At 72.0% G+C, this 17,879-nt stretch carries 18 protein-coding genes; 1 reads left to right on the forward strand and 17 read right to left on the reverse strand.

Annotation, left to right across the window (positions count from 1 at the left end):
- Nucleotides 1-62: 62 nt before the first annotated feature.
- On the reverse strand, nucleotides 63-1,685 hold the full coding sequence (gene groL, locus VGB75_12785) for a chaperonin GroEL (GenBank protein HEY0167909.1): 1,623 nt from the start codon (nucleotides 1,683-1,685) through the stop codon (nucleotides 63-65).
- Between the two features lie 167 nt (nucleotides 1,686-1,852).
- Nucleotides 1,853-2,164, reverse strand: coding sequence for a co-chaperone GroES (gene groES / locus VGB75_12790; protein HEY0167910.1), 312 nt, complete (start codon nucleotides 2,162-2,164; stop codon nucleotides 1,853-1,855).
- 182 nt (nucleotides 2,165-2,346) lie between these two features.
- On the opposite strand from groES, the gene VGB75_12795 reads away from it, so the two are divergent.
- On the forward strand, nucleotides 2,347-3,546 hold the full coding sequence (locus VGB75_12795; protein HEY0167911.1) for a hypothetical protein: 1,200 nt from the start codon (nucleotides 2,347-2,349) through the stop codon (nucleotides 3,544-3,546).
- Between the two features lie 7 nt (nucleotides 3,547-3,553).
- Here the strand turns inward: VGB75_12795 and VGB75_12800 are convergent, their stop codons facing one another.
- The 15 genes from VGB75_12800 to glmM all read right to left on the reverse strand — a co-directional run.
- Complete coding sequence (locus VGB75_12800; protein HEY0167912.1) at nucleotides 3,554-4,861, reverse strand: hypothetical protein; 1,308 nt, start codon at nucleotides 4,859-4,861, stop codon at nucleotides 3,554-3,556.
- 24 nt (nucleotides 4,862-4,885) lie between these two features.
- The gene (locus tag VGB75_12805; GenBank protein ID HEY0167913.1) at nucleotides 4,886-5,422 is read right to left on the reverse strand and encodes a SigE family RNA polymerase sigma factor; all 537 of its coding nucleotides are present in this window, start codon (nucleotides 5,420-5,422) and stop codon (nucleotides 4,886-4,888) included.
- A gap of 10 nt (nucleotides 5,423-5,432) precedes the next feature.
- Nucleotides 5,433-5,696 carry a hypothetical protein gene (locus VGB75_12810; protein ID HEY0167914.1) on the reverse strand — a complete coding sequence of 88 codons (264 nt, stop codon included), beginning with the start codon at nucleotides 5,694-5,696 and terminating at the stop codon, nucleotides 5,433-5,435.
- A gap of 37 nt (nucleotides 5,697-5,733) precedes the next feature.
- Nucleotides 5,734-6,777 carry a tRNA (adenosine(37)-N6)-threonylcarbamoyltransferase complex transferase subunit TsaD gene (gene tsaD, locus VGB75_12815; protein ID HEY0167915.1) on the reverse strand — a complete coding sequence of 348 codons (1,044 nt, stop codon included), beginning with the start codon at nucleotides 6,775-6,777 and terminating at the stop codon, nucleotides 5,734-5,736.
- The gene (gene rimI / locus VGB75_12820; protein ID HEY0167916.1) at nucleotides 6,774-7,322 is read right to left on the reverse strand and encodes a ribosomal protein S18-alanine N-acetyltransferase; all 549 of its coding nucleotides are present in this window, start codon (nucleotides 7,320-7,322) and stop codon (nucleotides 6,774-6,776) included. The genes tsaD and rimI overlap by 4 nt, the downstream gene beginning before the upstream one ends.
- A gap of 82 nt (nucleotides 7,323-7,404) precedes the next feature.
- Nucleotides 7,405-8,088: a tRNA (adenosine(37)-N6)-threonylcarbamoyltransferase complex dimerization subunit type 1 TsaB gene (gene tsaB / locus VGB75_12825; GenBank protein ID HEY0167917.1), complete on the reverse strand. Its 684-nt coding sequence runs from the start codon at nucleotides 8,086-8,088 to the stop codon at nucleotides 7,405-7,407.
- 31 nt (nucleotides 8,089-8,119) lie between these two features.
- Nucleotides 8,120-8,608: a tRNA (adenosine(37)-N6)-threonylcarbamoyltransferase complex ATPase subunit type 1 TsaE gene (gene tsaE / locus VGB75_12830; protein ID HEY0167918.1), complete on the reverse strand. Its 489-nt coding sequence runs from the start codon at nucleotides 8,606-8,608 to the stop codon at nucleotides 8,120-8,122.
- On the reverse strand, nucleotides 8,608-9,723 hold the full coding sequence (locus VGB75_12835) for an alpha/beta hydrolase (protein HEY0167919.1): 1,116 nt from the start codon (nucleotides 9,721-9,723) through the stop codon (nucleotides 8,608-8,610). The genes tsaE and VGB75_12835 overlap by 1 nt, the downstream gene beginning before the upstream one ends.
- On the reverse strand, nucleotides 9,723-10,847 hold the full coding sequence (gene alr, locus VGB75_12840) for an alanine racemase (GenBank protein ID HEY0167920.1): 1,125 nt from the start codon (nucleotides 10,845-10,847) through the stop codon (nucleotides 9,723-9,725). The genes VGB75_12835 and alr overlap by 1 nt, the downstream gene beginning before the upstream one ends.
- A 45-nt stretch (nucleotides 10,848-10,892) precedes the next feature.
- The gene (locus VGB75_12845; GenBank protein ID HEY0167921.1) at nucleotides 10,893-12,383 is read right to left on the reverse strand and encodes an NAD(P)H-hydrate dehydratase; all 1,491 of its coding nucleotides are present in this window, start codon (nucleotides 12,381-12,383) and stop codon (nucleotides 10,893-10,895) included.
- Nucleotides 12,383-12,751: a holo-ACP synthase gene (locus VGB75_12850; GenBank protein ID HEY0167922.1), complete on the reverse strand. Its 369-nt coding sequence runs from the start codon at nucleotides 12,749-12,751 to the stop codon at nucleotides 12,383-12,385. The genes VGB75_12845 and VGB75_12850 overlap by 1 nt, the downstream gene beginning before the upstream one ends.
- On the reverse strand, nucleotides 12,748-13,773 hold the full coding sequence (locus VGB75_12855; protein ID HEY0167923.1) for an NAD(P)/FAD-dependent oxidoreductase: 1,026 nt from the start codon (nucleotides 13,771-13,773) through the stop codon (nucleotides 12,748-12,750). Before VGB75_12855 ends, VGB75_12850 begins: the two co-directional genes overlap by 4 nt.
- A gap of 10 nt (nucleotides 13,774-13,783) precedes the next feature.
- Complete coding sequence (gene glmS / locus VGB75_12860) at nucleotides 13,784-15,658, reverse strand: glutamine--fructose-6-phosphate transaminase (isomerizing) (protein HEY0167924.1); 1,875 nt, start codon at nucleotides 15,656-15,658, stop codon at nucleotides 13,784-13,786.
- 36 nt (nucleotides 15,659-15,694) lie between these two features.
- On the reverse strand, nucleotides 15,695-16,558 hold the full coding sequence (locus VGB75_12865; GenBank protein HEY0167925.1) for a hypothetical protein: 864 nt from the start codon (nucleotides 16,556-16,558) through the stop codon (nucleotides 15,695-15,697).
- A 67-nt stretch (nucleotides 16,559-16,625) separates the two neighbouring features.
- Nucleotides 16,626-17,879 (reverse strand): phosphoglucosamine mutase (gene glmM / locus VGB75_12870; protein ID HEY0167926.1); only part of this gene is annotated, 1,254 nt, incomplete at its 5' end.

Below are 17,879 nucleotides of genomic sequence, written 5' to 3' on the forward strand. Positions count from 1 at the left end.
GGTGACGCGACCTCCGGCTGCCCGGCTAGAGCCGAGCGCCGCCGGACTGGCGCCGTGTGGAACTAGTGGCTGTGCGAGTGACCGCCGTGGGAGTGCCCGGCCTCTGGCTCCGGCTCGGACGGCTTCTCCACAATGGAGGCTTCGGTCGACAGCACCAGCCCGGCGACCGAGGCCGCGTTGGCCAGCGCCGCCTTGGTGACCTTGACGGGGTCCACGATGCCGGCTTCCAGCAGGTTCTCGTAGTCGCCGGTCGCGGCGTTGAGGCCGAAGTTCTCCTTCAGCTCACGGACCTTGCTGACCACCACGTAGCCCTCAAGGCCGGCGTTGTTGGCGATCCAGCGCAGCGGTTCGACCAGGGCGTCCCGGACGATGTTGACTCCGGTGGCCTCGTCGCCAGTCAGGTCCAGCGCGTCCAGAGCCGGCAGCGCGTGCACCAGCGCGGCGCCGCCGCCGGCGATGATGCCCTGCTCCACCGCGGCGCGGGTCGCGGCGATCGCGTCCTCGATGCGGTGCTTCTTCTCCTTGAGCTCGACCTCGGTGGAGGCGCCGACCTTGATGACGCCGACGCCGCCGGCCAGCTTGGCCAACCGCTCCTGCAGCTTCTCGCGGTCCCAGTCGGAGTCGGTGGACTCGATCTCGGCCTTGATCTGAGCGATCCGGGCGTCGATGTCGGCCTGGCTGCCTGCACCGTGGGTGATCGTGGTCAGATCCTTGGTGACCACCACCCGGCCGGCTGAGCCGAGGTCTTCCAGGCCGATCTGGTCGAGCTTGAGCCCGACCTCCGGTGAGATGACCTGGGCGCCGGTGACGATGGCCAGGTCCTGCAGGAAGGCCTTGCGGCGGTCACCGAAGAACGGCGCCTTGACGGCGACGACCGAGAAGGTCTTGCGGATCGCGTTGACCACCAGGGTGGACAGCGCCTCGCCGTCGACGTCCTCAGCCAGGATCAGCAGCGGCTTGTTCGCCTGGATGACCTTCTCCAGCACCGGCAGCAGGTCGGCGATCGAGGAGATCTTCTGGGTGGTGATGAGCAGGTACGGGTCGTCGAAGGAGGCGAGAAGACCTTCGGGGTCGGTCACGAAGTAGGGCGAGATGTAGCCCTTGTCGAACTGCATGCCCTCGGTGAACTCAAGCTCGGTGGCCAGGGTGTTGGACTCCTCGACGGTGATCACACCGTCGTTGCCGACCTTGGTCATGGCCTGGCCGATCAGGGCGCCGATCTGGGCGTCCTGAGCGGAGATGGTGCCGACGTGAGCGATGCCCTGCTCGCCCTCGACCGGGATGGCAGCGGCGTCCAGCGCCGTGCAGACCGCCTCGACCGCCGCGTCGATGCCGCGCTTGAGCCCACCCGGGCTGGCGCCGGCGGCGATGTTGCGCAGACCTGAGTTGACCAGGGCCTGGGCCAGCACGGTGGCGGTGGTGGTGCCGTCGCCGGCGACGTCATTGGTCTTGGTGGCCACTGACTTGACCAGCTGCGCGCCCAGGTTCTCAAACGGGTCGGTCAGCTCGATCTCACGGGCGATGGTGACGCCGTCGTTGGTGATCAGCGGCGCGCCGTAGGACTTGTCCAGCACCACGTTGCGGCCTCGGGGGCCGAGCGTGACCTTGACGGTGTTGGCCAGTTTGTCGACGCCGCGCTCTAGCGCACGCCGGGCGTCCTCGTTGAAGCTGAGGAGCTTCGCCATGAATGGTTCCTCTCTGTGCTGTGGGTCTCGCGTGCGGTGAGGCAGCGAGGTGGATCCTGGGGCGGCCCACCGGCGCCGCCAAGCGCGGGCTGGGCTGCGCGGGATCGCTAAGCCGAGAACGCCCCGGAGCGCAGCGCGCTCCGGGGCATCTCAGAAGGTGTCAGGTGTTACTTGACGATGACAGCGAGAACGTCGCGCGCCGAGAGCACCAGGTACTCCTGGCCGGCGTACTTGATCTCGGTGCCGCCGTACTTGGAGTACAGCACGACATCGCCTTCGGAGACGTCGATCGGAATGCGGTTGCCCTTGTCATCGATGCGGCCGGGGCCGACCGCGAGGACGGTGCCCTCCTGGGGCTTCTCCTTGGCGGTGTCGGGAATGACGATGCCGGAAGCGGTGGTGGTCTCGGCTTCCAGAGCCTGGACGACGATGCGGTCCTCAAGCGGCTTGATGTTGACCTTGGTGGCGGTCACGCTCAGCTCCCCTCCTGGGGTCTTACGGGTAATGGAGATGTCTGTGTTCAGATGTCGGCCAGGGCTGCCGTCGCGGGGGTCAGCCGTGCCTTGACTAGCACTCTAGCTCTGAGAGTGCCAGCGCTCAACACCGGGTGGGTCATCCCTCACCCCACAGCCGTCCGCCGGCGATAGGACACACTTGCCGGGTGCCTCCCGACTCCAGCAGCCAGGCCGGTGAGTCTCTGGGCCCAGCCGGCAGGGCTGAGCTGGAGCGGGCGATCGCGCTGGTCGAGTCGGTGCGCGAGACCGACCCGGTGCGCCGGGCCGCCGCCGCGCGCCGGCTGCTGCCGCCGGAACTGGCCAGCGCGGCGCTGACCCAGGCCGGTTTGCGAGCCGCCGCTCGGGTGAAGTTCGGCGACCTCGCCACGACCATGCTGTTCACCGGCGACGGCCTGGAGCAGGCCACTCGGGTCGAGGTCGCCGACCACCGCGCCGCCCGGTTCGCCGGTGCGGGGCTGAGTTCGGTGCTGGACCTGTGCTGTGGCATCGGCGCCGACGCCCTGGCCTTCGCCCGGGCCGGGCTGCGGGTCGAGGGTGTCGAGCGGGACCGGCCCACCGCCACGCTGGCTGGCGCCAACACCGCCGGGCAGGCCGTGCGGATCATCGTCGGGTCGGCCGAGCAGTCCGACTGGCCACGCGCCGAGTCGGTGTTCCTGGACCCGGCCCGGCGCGGGGCACGCGGGCGCACCTTCGATCCCGCCGCGTACTCCCCCAGCTTCGCGTTCGTCCTCGAAGTCCTCAGCGGCGCCCGGCACGCGGCGGCCAAGCTCGGGCCGGGAATCGGGCATGGCCTGATCCCGCCGGAACTGGAGGCTGAATGGGTGTCCTTCGGCGGCGGGGTGAAGGAGGCGGTGCTGTGGTCGGCGGGCTTCACCGCCGCCGGCGTCCGGCGCCGGGCCACGGTGCTGCCGGCCGGCCTGCAATTGACCGACGCCGACCCCGCGGAGCCGCGGGTCGGGCCGGTGGGCAGTTACCTCTACGAGCCTGACGGCGCGGTGATCAGGGCCGGGCTGGTGCGGCAACTGGCCGCGCTGCTGCCCGGCGGGCGCCGGATCGAGGAGCAGCTGGCCTACCTGTCGGCAGACGCGGTGGCCGGCACCCCCGCGGCCGGGCTGGCCAGGGGCTTTCGGGTGCTCGAGGTTCTGCCGTACTCGCTCAAGCGGTTGCGGGCCGAACTGGCCCGGCGCGGCGTCGGCGTGGTCGAGATCAAGAAACGCGGCGTCGACATCGACCCGGCGGCGCTGCGCCGCCAGCTCAAACCGTCCGGGCCGAACTCGATCACGGTGCTGCTGGCACGGGTGGGCGAGCAGCACCTGGCGATCCTGGCCGAGCCCGTCCCGCGGTGACTGGCGCTCAGCCCGAGCCGGTGGCATTGCCGACCAGCGGATGGACGACCAGCGCGCAACCGGGCAGCTGAGCCTGCACCTGGCCCAGGGACACCCCATTGGGCAGCGTCACGGCCAGCCGGTCCGAGCGCAGGCAGGCGCCGGAGGCCTGGGTGCTCTGCTCGATGACCGCCGAGGCGGTGGCGTCCGGGCTGAGAACGATGATCGGCGGGGTGCTCTGCTTGCGGACCCCGCCGGCCGGCCCGTTCAGAGTGGGCGCCGCCGTGGCCAGCGTGGCGCCGTCACGCTGCGCGCGCACCTGCGCGAAGCCCTCCAGCGCACACGCCCTCTCGGTGCGCTTGCCGGTGACCGGATCAGTCCGGCCCTGATTGCGCACCGACAGCAGCCAGGACGGCGCGGCGGCCTGGGGCGCCGGGGTCACCGTCACGGCCAGGTCCTCGCGCAGGCACGGCTCGGCCACGGTCCAGCTCGGGCTCTGGCTCTGGCTCCGGCCGGTCTGGGGGTCCGACAGCTCCTCCACCGTCGCGCGGATCTCGCCGGGCACGTCACCCCGGTGGACCGAGAACTGGATGTACGCCGACCTTCCGGCGCTCATGGCGTCCAAGTGCTCGCCATCGCTGGGATGCGCCAGGGTCCGCACGTACCGCCAGGCGCCTCTGCTCAGTTGGAACATCTGCACCTCGCTGCCCGACCGCTGACCGTTGGGCCCGACGCACAGGTACTCGTAGAGGTAGCCCTCCACGTCGGTCGACAGCAGAAAGTGGTCCGACTGCCCGATCATCAGCTTGCCGCCCGGGATCGTGGAGCAGTTCAATCCCTTGCCGGCGTATGCCGGCGGCTGCGCCGGCCTGGACTGGGCGGCCGCGGTGTCCGAGGGCAGCGAGGGGACCAGCGACCCGGCCGCGGCGCTGGGCGGCTGCTGGCCGGCTTGGTCCTGGCCGGCTTGGCCCTGGCCGGCTTGGCCCTGGCCGGCTTGGCCCTCGCTGACCTGGCTGGCGCGGTCCTGACCGACCTGGTCCCGACTCGCCTGGGCGCCTGACGAGGTCGCGTCGCGGTTGCGGAGGGAGTTGACGCCGGCGACGGACAGCAGCAGCACCGCGATGACAGCGGCGACCGCCAGCTGGTGGATGGACAGCCGACGGCGCCGGTTCGGCGCCGTGCTCGCGACCGGCGGCTCGTCGGGCAAGCCGAGCGCCGTCACCGGGCCCACCGTCTCGGCCAGGATCCGGTCGAGGGTCGCGTGCGGCTCAGGAGCCTCCAGCGCATGGAACATCAGCACCGAGCGCAGCTCGTCTGTCAACGTCTTGTCAGTCATGGCATTGCTCCACGCTTGTCGCGTTCATGTCACGTTCCTCAGATACCGCGCGCTGACCGCGTCGTCAGCGAAATCCCCGGAGGCGCGCAAGGCGCTCAGCGCCCGGCTGATCAGGCTGCGCACCGTGCCCACCCGGCAGTCCAGGACCTCGGCGACCTCGTCATCGGGCAGGTCGTGGAAGAACCGCAGCACCAGCGCCGCCCGCTGGCGCTCAGACAGCTCGCCCAACTGCGACCACAGGGCGATCCGCTCGTCCACCTCTGCCGTGCGGTCTGGGACCCCCGGCCGGTCCGCGGCCCGCTCCCTGGCCGCGTCGAAGAGCACCTCGGTCGAGGACAGCCGGCGCCGGCCCGCCAGGAACCGGTTCACCGCCGCCTTGCGGACGTAGGCCAGCTGGTTGCCGGCGGCCTCCACCTGCTGCCAGCGCGGGTAGAGCCAGACCAGGGTGTCCTGCACCAGCTCCTCGGCCTCGCCCGGGTTGCGAGTCAGCAGGTAGGCGGTCTTGAGCAGCGCCTGGGTGTGTTCCCGGACGAAGGAGGTGAAGCGCTCGTCCGAATCCATGCCCACCTCCTCACCCTGCTAGATGCGCCGACCCCCCTGAACCGTTGCCGACCTCATCGAACTGCCACGCGTGCGGCGGCCGGGCGATCAGGCTCGACGGCACGCCGGCCAGCCGGTCGCCCACCTCACCGGTCGGGTCCAGCACCACCACCCGCGGCTCACCGCCGGCGCTGCGATAGACCTGAGCGCTGCCGCCGAGCCGGGGCAGCAGCCAGGCCAGCAGCTGCTCCACCTGCCCGTCGGCGGCCCGGACCTCCCACATGGTGACAGTCATCGGGGCTCGGGGGCAGCCTTGCGGGGGTGCTGCGCCATCAGGACAGCACGTCGGTGATCGGCATGGACGAGTCGGCGGGAATGTCGAGCCGGCTCGGGGTGGCGCCGTGAGCGACCAGCTGCGCGCCCAGGGCCGCCACCATCGCGCCGTTGTCGGTGCAGAGCCCGGGCCGGGGCACCCGCAACCGCAGCCCGGCGCGCTCGCAGCGCTGGGCGGTCAGCTCCCGCAACCGTGAATTGGCCGCCACCCCGCCCCCTAGCAACAGGTGCTCGATGCCGGACTCGGTGGCCGCGCGCACCGCCTTGGCGCTCAGCACGTCCACCACCGCCTCCTGAAAACTTGCCGCCACGTCGGCCACCGGCACCGGCTCACCGGCGCGTTCTCGTGCCTCGACCCAACGCGCCACGGCGGTCTTCAAGCCGGAGAACGAGAATGCCATCGGGTCATCGCGCGCCCCGGTCATGCCCCGGGGGAACGCGATGGCGTCCCGGTCACCGTCCCGGGCGGCCCGGTCGATCAGCGGCCCGCCGGGAAAGCCCAGGCCGAGCAGCCGGGCGACCTTGTCGAACGCCTCGCCGGCCGCGTCATCGAGGGTGGCGCCGAGCTCAGTCAGCTCCTGCCCCCCGACTCGGGGCACCCGCAGGATCGAGGAGTGCCCGCCGGAGACCAGCAGCGCGATGCATGCCTGATCCAGCGGGCCGTTGTCCAACAGGTCCACCGCGACGTGCGCCGACAGGTGGTTCACCGCGTACAGCGGCTTGTCCAGGGCCAGCGCGTAGGCCTTGGCCGCCGCCACTCCGACCAGCAGCGCGCCGGCCAACCCTGGACCGGCGGTGACGGCGATGGCGTCGATGTCGCTGAGCGCCACCCCTGCCTCGGCGCAGGCCCGGTGCACGGTGGGAACCATCGCCTGCAGATGTGCCCGGCTGGCGACCTCGGGCACCACCCCGCCGAAGCGGGCGTGCTCGGCGACGCTGGAGGCGACCGCGTCAGCCAGCAGCTCGGTTCCGCGGACGATGCCGACACCGGTCTCGTCACAGGAGGTCTCTATGCCGAGCACCAGCGGCTGGTCGGCGCTCATCGCACCGGCCCCTCATCGCGCTGGCGCAGCGGGGAACGCTGAATCGGGTGGCGCATGGTGACCGCGTCGACCCTGCCCTGCTCGTAGTAGCCGCGCCGGAGGCCGAGCACGGTGAAGCCCTCGCCTGCGTACAGCCGCCGCGCGGCCTGGTTGTCCTCACGGACCTCCAGCAGCACCTCCTCGGCGCGGCGACGGCGCGCCTCGGCGAGCAGCGCCCGGACCAGCAGCCGGCCCACCCCGTTGCGCCGGGCGCTCGGCAGCACCCCGACGGTGAGGATCTGCGCGGTCTCACCGATCGTCATCAACCCCCCGGTGCCCAGCAGCTCACCCTCGCCGGTCTGGGCGTCCACCTTCTCGGCGACGATGTAGTAACGCAGCTCGGTGTCGGCCAGCTCCTCCAGATAGCTCTGCCGCGACCAGGCCTCCGGGCCGAACATCTGCTGCTCGAACAGCATCAGGACGTCCAGGTCGGCCGAGCGCATCGGCCGCAACCGGACGTCCGGCCGCTCGGCCAAGGACTGCCCCGCGGTCACCGGCTCGCTCATGCTCTCACCTGCTCTTCGCGCGAGCGCTCATCGCACCCATTCGCTGCGGTCCTCGCTCGCTGGCGCTCGCTGCGATCCTCGCTCATGTGCGCACCGGCTTACGGGCGGCCGGCGCCACCGCGTCGGGGCGGCGCAGGTACAGCGGTGTCAACACCTCGCTGGGCGCCCGGCTCAGCACCCGATCGGCCGCGCAAGCCGCCAACCCGCCGATGGTCGGGTAGTCGGCGTCCAGTAGCGGCAACCCCAGCAGATCGGCGTACAGGCGGGCGCCGGCCCCGGCCATCGCGGCAGGCCCGCCCTCCCGCTCGCCGGCCAGCTCGGCGGGCTTGCAGACGGCCGGCTCACCGATCCGGGCGCCGTGCCGGTACCGCGCCCAGTAGACCTCCTTGCGGCGGGCGTCCCCGGCCACCAGCAGGCTCGGCTGCTCAGGATGGGCGGCGGCGATCGCGTCCAGCGAGCAGACGCCGTAACTGGGCAGGCCGGTGGCGTCGGCCAGGGCGGCGGCGGTCATCAGGCCGACCCGCAGGCCGGTGAACGGGCCAGGGCCCAGACCGGCGACGACCGCTGCCAGCTCCCCGATCGGCACGCCGGCTTCGGCCAGGCAGTCCTTGAGCGCCGGAGTGAGCAGCTCGGCGTGCGCCCGGGCGTCCACCGTCACCCGCTGGGCCAGCACCGCCGGGGCAGCGCCGAGCTCGTCCGGCTCGCCGAACCGCACGAGGCCGGCGGTCACCGCCGCGGACGAGGTGTCCAGAACCAGGGCCAACACCCGCACCACCCTAGTGCGCGAGCAGGCCGGCCTAGTGCGCGGTCGGCTCGCCGCTGGCCTGCAGCGTGGCCAGCCGGGCGGCCCAGTCCCCGCCTTCGGGAATCAACCGCACCTCCCGCGCTTCGGAGTCCGGCTGCCGGCTGATCTCGATCCGCAGCCGGGCCTCGGTGAGCTGCTCGACCAGGCCGGCGCCCCACTCGACCACCGTCACCGAGTCGGCCAGCTCGACGTCGAGGTCCAGATCGTCCACCTCGGCCAGCGAGCCGAGCCGGTAGGCGTCGACGTGCACCAGCGGGATCCGGCCGCCCAGATGCACCCGGGCGATCACGAAGGTCGGTGACACCACCCGGCCGGGCACCTCCAGCCCGGCGCCGATGCCCTGCGCCAGCGCCGTCTTGCCGGCGCCCAGCGGCCCGGTCAGCACCAGCAGGTCGCCCGGGCGCAGCAGTCGCGCCAGCCGGCGGCCGAAGTCGAAGGTGTCCGCCGGGCTCGGCAACGACACTGCCGGCAGCGAGACCATCAGGCGCTGACCGCCTGGTCGACGCCGGGCACGCCGGCCAGCGCCGTCTCCACGATGTCGAGCAGCGGTTGGTTGACCAGCTCGGGATGCTCGAGCATCAGCAGGTGACCGGAGTTCTCGGTGACGATCAGCCGCGCCTCGGGCAACTCGCGGGCGATCGCCTGGGAATGCTCCAGCGGCGTCATCGCGTCGGAGTCGGAGCCGATCACCAGCACCGGGGAGCCCTTGAGATTGCGCAGGCCAAGCCGGCCGTCGTGCGCCATCAAGGTGGGGTAGAAGTCGGCGACCACGTCGACCGGGGTCGCCGAGATCATCGTGGTGCAGTACGCCACCACGGCCGGGTCGACGTCCTTGGCCGCGAAGCTCAGCCGCTTGGTCATCGCCCACGCCAGATCGCGGCCCATCGTCCGGGCCTGTTCGACCAGCGCGGCGTTCTTGGCGGCCCGGCGCAGCACGATCGGCAGCACCGGGGCGTTGAGCCGGGCCAGCACGCTGGGCAGTCCCAGCGTCAGGTTCTTCAGCTCGCCGGAGGAGGTGTTGACCAGCACCACCGCCTGGACCCGGGCGGGCCCGGACTCGGTGGCCCTGAAGAGCTCGGGATGCTGGTGGGCCAGCGCCATGACCGTCATGCCGCCCATCGAGTGGCCGACCAGGACGATCGGGCCGGCCGGGATGAGCTGGTCGATCACGCTGTGCAGGTCATGCCCGAGCTGCTCGATGGTGCAGGACTGCGACGGCGCACGCGCCGAGCGGCCGTGTGAGCGCTGGTCGTAGAACACCTGCCGGACGCTGTCGCCGAACGCCTCGGTCAGCGCCCGCCGCTGAAAGACGAACGAGCCCAGGTTGAGGGTGTAGCCGTGCACGAACAGCACCGTCAGGCCGGCGTCCCCCGCGCCGCCGCCGACCTCTTCGTAGTGCAGCTCCACCCCGTCGTCGGTGAGCACCAGGCCCTCGTCCCGGACTCCGGGAGCGCAGAGCAGCTCGGCTGAGCCGACCTCGATCCGGCTGCGCTCGCGAGCCGCAGTCCGGCGTTGCTGGGCCACGGCAGCCGCCGCGACGGCGGTGAGCACGCCGAGGCCGCCACCGACGATCGCCGGAATCCTGCTCACCCGCATCAGAGCGCCCCGCCGATGTAGCTGCGCGGGACCCGTGCGCCGATCCGGGTGACGATCTCGTAATGGATGGTGTCCAGCGCGTCGGCCCAGTCCTGCGCGGTCGGCTCCCCGTCGTCGCCGGGGCCGAACAGCACCACCTCGTCGCCGGCGTTGGCCTCCTCGTCACCGAGGTCGACCACGAACTGGTCCATGCAGACCCGGCCGCTGACGGTGTGGCGGTTGCCGCCGATCGCGACCGGGCCGATGTTGGTGGCGGCCCGCGGCACGCCGTCGGCGTAACCCATCGGAATCAGCGCCAGCGTCGTCTCGCGCTCGGTGACGTGCTGATGGCCGTAGCTGACCCCCTCGCCTGCTGGAACCCGCTTGACGTTGGCGATTGAGGTGCGCAGTGTCATCGCCGGCGTCAACCCGAAGTCGCCCTTCTCCGGAACCGGTGACAGCCCGTAGACCGCCACCCCCGGCCGCACCAGGTCGAAGTGGCACTGCGGCAGCGTCACCGTGCCGGCCGAGTTGGCCAGATGGCGCACCTGGGGCGTCACCCCGTAGCCGCGAGCGGTGTCCAGCGCGGCGCCGAACCGCTCGATCTGGCGGGCGATGGTCGGGTGGCCGGGCGAGTCGGCGTAGGCGAAGTGGCTCCAGATGCCGATGGTCTCGATCACGCCGGTGGCCGCGGCCTTGGCGGTGGCGTCCAGCAGCTGTGGCCAGTCCGCGGCGGTGACGCCGTTACGGGACAGGCCGGTGTCGATCTTGAGGTGCACCCGGGCGGCGCTGCCCAGCTCGGCGGCGGTCATCACCACCAGGTCCAGGGCCTGCTGCGAGGACACCGAGATGTCCACTCCGGCGGCCAGCGCGTCGCGCAGCGCCTGGGTCTCACGAGGGGTCCACAACCAGGCAAGCACCGGTTCGGCGATGCCGGCCGCGCGCAGCGCCAATGCCTCGTCCAGCATCGCCACTCCCAGCCAGCTGGCGCCGCCGACCAACGCGGCCCGCGCCGAGGCGATCATGCCGTGGCCGTACCCGTCGGCCTTGACCACCGCCATCACCTCGGCGGCGGTGTTGGACTTCAGGGTGGCCACATTGGCGGCGATGGCGGCCAGGTCGACGACGGCCTCGGTGCGCAGCATGGCCTCAGTCTGTCAAATGCCGACGCGGCCGGGACGCTGTGACGCTCAGCTGTGACCCTCAGTCGCGGCCGAGTCCGCCGGCCTGTCCCGCAGCTCGCCGATCTCCTCGCGCAACGCGCCGATCTCCTGGCGCAGCGCGCCGATCTCTTGGCGCAGCGCGCCGATCAGGTCTCCGGCCACCACCGGCCCGGCCGCCGCGGCGCGCGCACCGGCGGCCGCGTGCAGGTAGGCGCCGGTGGCCGCTGCCAGACCGGGCGCCAGGCCGGCCGCCAGCAGCGAGCCGATCAGTCCGGCCAGGACGTCGCCGCTGCCGGCGGTGGCCAGCGCGGGAGCCCCGACCGGGTTCAGATAGCAGAGCCCGGAGGGCTCGGCCACGATGGTGGCGAAACCCTTGAGCAGCACCGTCGCGCCGGCCTCGCGCGCAGCCCGCCGGGCGGCCTCGATCCGGTCCTCGCCGATCTCGCCGAACAGCCGCTCGAACTCGCGGTCGTGCGGGGTCAGCACGGTGGCACCCGAGCGTCGGGCAAGCAGGTCCCGGCGCTGGACCAGCAGGTTCAGCCCGTCGGCGTCGACCACCGCCGCGACGTCGCTGGCCAGCACCTGCTCCAGCGACTCGACGGCCTCGGCGGTGTCGCCCAGCCCCGGTCCGAGCACCCAGGCCTGCACCCGGCCGGCGTGGGAGACGCTGTCGGAGACGACCACCTCGGGCCAGCGCCTGACCACCTCGGCGGCCGCGTGGCCGGCGTAGCGCACCGCCCCCACGCCGCCGAGGCGCGCCGCGCCGACGCACAGCTGGGCCGCGCCGGGATAGGCCCGCGAGCCGGCCGCCACCCCGACCACTCCGCGGGTGTACTTGTCATCCAGCGGGCCCGTGGCCGGCAGGAGGAGGTCCTGGCGTTCCAGACGGCGCAGTCGCGGCTCAGGCAGCTGCCCGCCCAAACCGAGGTCGACCAGGCGAAGCCGGCCGGTGTGCGACCGGCCCTGGCCGACCAGCAGGCCGGCTTTCAGCGCGCCCATGCAGACGGTGGTCGCCGCTCGAACCGCCGGCCCGGCGACGGCGCCGGTGTCGGGGTCCACTCCGGAAGGGAGGTCGACGGACAGCACGGGGGCTGCCGAGTCCAGGCTCCAGCGCACCAGCGGGAGGAAGGCCTCGCGCACCGGGCCGCGGGCGCCGATGCCCAGCAGGCCGTCCACGATCAGGTCGGCGGGCCCGACCTCGGCCAGCGCCACCTGACGCCCGCCCGCGCCACGCAGAGCTGCCAACCCGCCGGGGTGCGCCTTGCCCGGGTCAGCCAGCACCGCCTGCACCGCCACTCCGCGCCGGCTCAGCTCCGCGCCCGCGTACAGCGCGTCGCCGCCGTTGTAGCCGGGGCCGACCAGCAGCACCACCCGGGCGCCGTAGCTGAAACCGAGCATCGAGACAGCCTCGACGGTGAGGGCCCTGGCCGCCCGGGCCATCAGCGCTCCGTCCGGCAGGCCGGCCAGCACCTGCCGCTCGGCGGTCCGGATCTGCTCGACCGGCCACACCCCCTGCATCAGCCCTCCGCGATGACGACGGCCGAGGCGATCCCACCGTCATGGGACAGCGACAGGTGCCAGCTGCGGATTCCGAGCTCCTCGGCCTTGCGGGCGACGGTGCCTGCGATGACCAGGCGAGGCCGTCCGTTGTCCTCGACCACCACCTCGGCGTCGTGCCAGGACATGCCGCCGGGTGAGCCCATCGCCTTGGCGACCGCCTCCTTCGCGGCGAAGCGGGCGGCCAGCGATTCCGCGGTCCGGGCCACTCCGTGCGCGGTGAACCGCTCGGCCGGGGTGAACAGCCGCTCGATCAGCCGCTTGGTGCGCACGCTGGCCGAGTCGAACCGCGCGACCGGCACCACGTCGATGCCGACCCCGATGATCACCCGGGCACGGTGGTCGGGGTGCCCGGCGCACCCAGCGTGCCGGGCGGAGCGTAGTCGGACAGGTGGCCCGGGAAGACCGAGGCCGTCGGATCCATGTAGCGGACGGCGTTGTTGACCGCGGTGGCCACCTCGCCGAATCCTGTCGCTATCAGGCGCACCTTGCCCGGGTACTCGCAGATGTCGCCGGCGGCGTACACCCCGGGCACCGAGGACGCCATGGTGGTGTCCACCACGACGTGCCGCTTCTGCTGGATCTCCAGGCCCCACTCCAGCAGCGGCCCCAGGTTGGCGATGAACCCGAGCGCGGCGACCAGCCGGTCACAGGGCAGCGAGCTGAGCTGGCCGTCGACGCTGACCTGCACCTCGCTCACCGGGTCTCCGAGCACCGCGGTGACCTGGGCGTCGGTGATCACCCGGACGGACGTGGCCTGCATGACCTCGACCGAGTGCGGATGCGCCCGGAAGGCGGCTCGCCGGTGCACCAGGGCCACCGACTTGGCGATCGGCTCCAGCAGCAGCGCCCAGTCCACCGCCGAGTCGCCGCCGCCGACGATCACCACGTCCAGGCCGATGTACTCATCGGGGTCGGGCACGAAGTGCACCACCCCGCGGCCCAGCATGTCCTCGCCGGTGGGCAGCGGCCGGGGGGTGAAGGTGCCGATCCCGCCGGTGACGATGATCGAGCGCGAGCGCACCCGTCGGCCGGAGGAGGTGGTGACGACGAAGTCCTCACCGCGCTCCAGGCCGATGGCCTGCTCACCGAGCAGGTACTCAGGGTTGAACGGCGCGGCCTGGGCGACCAGGTTCGACACCAGTTCCCGCCCCCGGATGGCCGGGAAGCCGGCGACGTCGAAGATCGCCTTCTCCGGGTACATCGCGGTGATCTGGCCGCCCGGCTCGGGCAGCGAATCCAGGATGGCGGTCGACAGCCCCCGGACTCCGGCGTAGTAGGCGCCGAAGAGGCCGACGGGGCCCGCTCCGACGATAAGGACGTCGACTGAGGTCTGCGCAGCTGGGCTCACGACTGCGAACCTATTCGACGGTGACCGACTTCGCGAGGTTACGCGGCTTGTCGACGTCAAATCCTCGACTTTGGGCGATCTCAGCCGCCAGGACCTGCAGCGGGATCGTCGTCAGCAACGGCGACAGCAGGGTGGGCGCGACGGGCAGCTCGATCAGGTGCGCGGCGTGCTTGGCAGCCATCAGGTCGCCCTGCTCGGCGAGCACGATGGTGCGGGCGCCGCGGGCGGAGATCTCGGCGATGTTGGACAGCATCTTCTGGTGCAGCAACGGCCGGCCGACCGGAGACGGCATCACCACCACCACCGGCAGGCCTGGTTCGATCAGGGCGATCGGGCCGTGCTTCAACTCGCCGGCCGGAAAGCCCTCGGCGTGCATGTAGGCCAGTTCCTTGAGCTTCAGCGCGCCCTCCAGGGCCACCGGGTAGCCGACGTGACGGCCCAGGAACAGCACCGCCTTGGAGTCGGCGATCTCACGGGCCAGCACCCGGACCGGCTCGATCACCGTCAGGGTCTCAGTGATGAGCGCCGGCATCGCCTGCAGCGCCTCGTACTCGGCCGCGATCTCGTCGCCGTACTTGGTGCCCCGGGCCTCGGCCAGCGCCAGCCCGAGGATCAGCACCGCGGTCACCTGGGCGCTGAAGGTCTTGGTGGCCGCCACCCCGATCTCGGGGCCGGCATGGGTGTAGAGCACCGCGTCGGCCTCGCGCGGGATCTGCGCGCCGTTGGTGTTGCAGATGGCCAGCACGGTGGCACGCTGCTCCTTGGCGTGGCGGACCGCCTCCAGGGTGTCGGCGGTCTCGCCGGACTGGCTGATCGCCACCACCAGGGTCTGCTGGTCCAGCACCGGGTCCCGATAGCGGAACTCCGAGGCCATCTCGACCTCGACCGGGATCCGGGTCCAGTGCTCGATGGCGTGCTTGGCGATCAGGCCGGCGTGGTAGGCCGAGCCGCAGGCGACCACGAAGACCTTGTCGACCTCACGCAGCACCGAGCTGTCCAGGCGCTGCTCGTCCAGGGCGATCCGGCCGTCCAGGTAGTGCGCGCGCAAGGTGTCGGCGACGGCGGTCGGCTGCTCCTGGATCTCCTTGAGCATGAAGTAGTCGTAGCCGCCCTTCTCGGCGGCGGCGAGGTCCCAGTCGATGGTGAACGGCTTGCCCTCGACTCCCACGCCGTCGAAGTCGATGATCCGGTAACCCTCGCGGGAGATCTCCACCAGCTGGTCCTGGCCGAGCTCCACGGCCTCCTTGGTGTAGCTGATGAAGGCCGCCACGTCCGAGCCTAGAAAGTTCTCGCCTTCGCCGAGCCCGAGCACCAGCGGGGAGTTGCGCCGGGCGCCGACCACTGTCTCGGGGTGGTCCCGGTCCAGCAGCACCAGCGTGAAGGCGCCCTGCAACCGGCAGCAGACCCGTCGGACGGCCTCGGCCAGGCCTGGCGCGCCGGCGTCCAGCTCGGCGGCCACCAGGTGCGCGACGGTCTCGGAGTCGGTCTCGGAGACCAGCTCCACCCCGGCGAACTCCAGCCCTGAGCGCAGCTCGCTGAAGTTCTCGATGATCCCGTTGTGCACCACGGCGATCCGGTGGGTGGCGTCGGAGTGCGGGTGGGCGTTCTGGTCATTGGGCGCCCCATGGGTCGCCCAGCGGGTGTGCCCGACTCCGGTGTGCCCGGCCATCGGGCCGTCGGCGTCATCGGACTGGCCGGCGGCCAAGGCCAACTCGGCGTCCAGGTTCTCGATCCGGCCGGCTTTCTTGGCCGTTCTCAGCTCACCGGACTCGCTGATCACCGCCACACCGGCGGAGTCGTAACCGCGGTACTCCAGCCTGCGCAGCCCCTGCATCACCACCTCGAGGGCAGACCTGGGACCGACGTAACCAACGATGCCGCACATGCGCTAGAGCGTACGGGAGATGTGAAGCCGAGCGGGTCAACCGCCGCCGGATGTTCCGACGGCCCCGGGCGCGCTGGCAGCCGGCGACGGGACGGCCGAACCGCTGCCGGCCGGCGCGGTGGGCGTCGCGGACGCGGTGGGCGACGGGGTCGCGGACGGGGTGGTCGGCGGGGTGGTCAGGGGCGCCGGGGATGAGTCGGCGGGCGGGGTGAAGGTCACCGTCACGGTGGGAGTCGGCGCCGCGGTGCCCGGTGAGCTGGCGCCCGACGTGGGGCTGGTGGGCGACGGGCTGACCGGCGACGGAGTGCTGACCTCGGCCGAGCCCTCGACGCCGCCCAGGACGCTCAACCCGGAGCCCTGCTTGCCGTCCATGCTGGCTGCCACCGGCTTTCCGGTCAGCAACTCGAAGCCGGTGATCAGGCCCAGTGTCAGCACGAACAACGCGGCGACGCCTGCGGCCAGCCGTTGCGGGGTGAGCGCCACCCGCAGCCGGCGCCCCGGGCCGCGCCCGACCGGCGGACGCCGCTCGTCCGGCCGGATGTCTCGCTCGTCCGGCCGGATGTCTCGCTCGTCCGGCTGAATGTCGGGGTCCCCTGGGGGAGTCGCCGGCTCCGGCCCGCGGACGCCCTGGCGCCTGGCCGCCGCCACCCCGAGAGTCAGCCGGACGGCGTCACGAGAGCGCTTGAGGGACCGGGCATAGACAGCGCTGCCCACCACGGTGATCGCGCTGCCCAGGGCCGCGCCGATCACGGTGCCGGCCACCCCGAACACCGAGGCGGCCATCGAGGCGCTCACCGCGGCGAGCACGCTGGCCAGCACCTGGGTGAGCGACAGCGACAGCTGCTCGGGCTTGGTGTCTGGTTTGGACTGGTTATCTGGCTTGGTGGTCGAGTCAGTCATCTCTGGGTCCAACGCCCGCGCCCGCGGGCTCGGTTCCAGATCGCCGAGGAGGTGGCGCGGCTAACAGCTAGACGGCGCCGACGACCTCGGACACCCGGCGCGCGATCTGCTCGGCGCGCTCCTGGCTGGCGGCTTCGACCATGACCCGGACCAGCTGCTCGGTGCCCGAGGGCCGCAGCAGGATCCGACCGTCCTCGCCGAGCTCGGCTTCGGCGGCCGACACCGCCGCCCGGACATCGGGTGAGGCCGCGACCGTCTCGCGGTCGGCGACCCGGACGTTGATCATCACCTGCGGCAGCCGCTGCACGATCGCGGCCAGCTCGCTCAGCGGCTGCCGGCTGGCGGCCATGCACGACATCAGCCGCAGCGCGGTGAGCAGGCCGTCGCCGGTGGTCGCGGCGTCGGTGAAGATCACGTGGCCGGACTGCTCGCCGCCCAGGCTCAGGCCGTTGCTCAGCAGGCTCTCCAGGACGTAGCGGTCGCCCACCGCGGTGGTCAGCACCTTGATGCCGGCCTCGCGCATCGCGTGGTGAAAGCCGAGATTGCTCATCACGGTGGCCACCACGGTGTCCTGGGCCAGCAACTGCTGGTCCTTCAACGAGCGAGCGCAGATCGCCAGGATCTGATCGCCGTCGACCACGGCGCCGGCCGCGTCGACTGCCAGGCAGCGGTCGGCGTCACCGTCGAGGGCGATGCCGAGGTCAGCCTGGTGCTGCAGCACGATCGCGGCCAGCGAGTCGATGTGGGTGGAGCCGACGCCGTCGTTGATGTTCTCCCCGTCCGGCTCGCCGGCCACCACGATCACCTCGGCGCCGGCCCGGCGTAACAGGTCGCCGGCCACCGAGGACGCCGCCCCGTGGGCGCAGTCCACGACCACCTTGATGCCGGCCAGCGAGGCCGGCGCCGCGGCCAGCAGATGCGCGACGTACTGCGCTGCCCCGTGCTCGGACGCCGTGACCCGGCCGATCGCCGATCCGGTCGGGCGGGGCTTGCGCCAGCCGGCCTCGATCTCGGCCTCGATCTCGGCCTCGAGGTCGTCGGGAAGCTTCTGCCCGCCTCGGGCGAACAGCTTGACGCCGTTGTCGGGCATCGGGTTGTGGCTGGCTGACAGCACCACTCCGAGGTCAGCGGCATACAGCTGCGTCAGGTAGGCCACCGCCGGGGTGGGCAGCACTCCGACCAGCCGCACATCGGCGCCGGCCGAAGTCAGACCGGCGACCACGGCAGCTTCCAGCATCTCGCTGGAGACGCGGGGGTCGCGTCCGACGACAGCCACTGGTCGGTGAGAACCGTCGTGATTGGCCAACACCCGAGCGGCGGG

The sequence above is a fragment of the Jatrophihabitans sp. genome (assembly GCA_036399055.1).
In the GTDB taxonomy this organism is placed as follows: Bacteria; Actinomycetota; Actinomycetes; order Mycobacteriales; family Jatrophihabitantaceae; genus Jatrophihabitans_A.

Bases quoted from the DNA above. Each gene is read 5' to 3' on its own strand.
- VGB75_12810 (HEY0167914.1), bottom strand. From the start codon at position 5,696: ATGACTGTCACCATGTGGGAGGTCCGGGCCGCCGACGGGCAGGTGGAG.
- VGB75_12835 (HEY0167919.1), bottom strand. From the start codon at position 9,723: ATGCGGGTGAGCAGGATTCCGGCGATCGTCGGTGGCGGCCTCGGCGTG.
- tsaD (HEY0167915.1), bottom strand. From the start codon at position 6,777: ATGAGCGCCGACCAGCCGCTGGTGCTCGGCATAGAGACCTCCTGTGAC.
- VGB75_12865 (HEY0167925.1), bottom strand. From the start codon at position 16,558: ATGACTGACTCGACCACCAAGCCAGATAACCAGTCCAAACCAGACACC.
- tsaE (HEY0167918.1), bottom strand. From the start codon at position 8,608: ATGGTCTCGCTGCCGGCAGTGTCGTTGCCGAGCCCGGCGGACACCTTC.
- glmS (HEY0167924.1), bottom strand. From the start codon at position 15,658: ATGTGCGGCATCGTTGGTTACGTCGGTCCCAGGTCTGCCCTCGAGGTG.
- VGB75_12845 (HEY0167921.1), bottom strand. From the start codon at position 12,383: ATGCAGGGGGTGTGGCCGGTCGAGCAGATCCGGACCGCCGAGCGGCAG.
- alr (HEY0167920.1), bottom strand. From the start codon at position 10,847: ATGCTGCGCACCGAGGCCGTCGTCGACCTGGCCGCCATCGCCGCCAAT.
- groL (HEY0167909.1), bottom strand. From the start codon at position 1,685: ATGGCGAAGCTCCTCAGCTTCAACGAGGACGCCCGGCGTGCGCTAGAG.
- VGB75_12800 (HEY0167912.1), bottom strand. From the start codon at position 4,861: ATGACTGACAAGACGTTGACAGACGAGCTGCGCTCGGTGCTGATGTTC.
- rimI (HEY0167916.1), bottom strand. From the start codon at position 7,322: ATGAGCGAGCCGGTGACCGCGGGGCAGTCCTTGGCCGAGCGGCCGGAC.
- VGB75_12805 (HEY0167913.1), bottom strand. From the start codon at position 5,422: ATGGATTCGGACGAGCGCTTCACCTCCTTCGTCCGGGAACACACCCAG.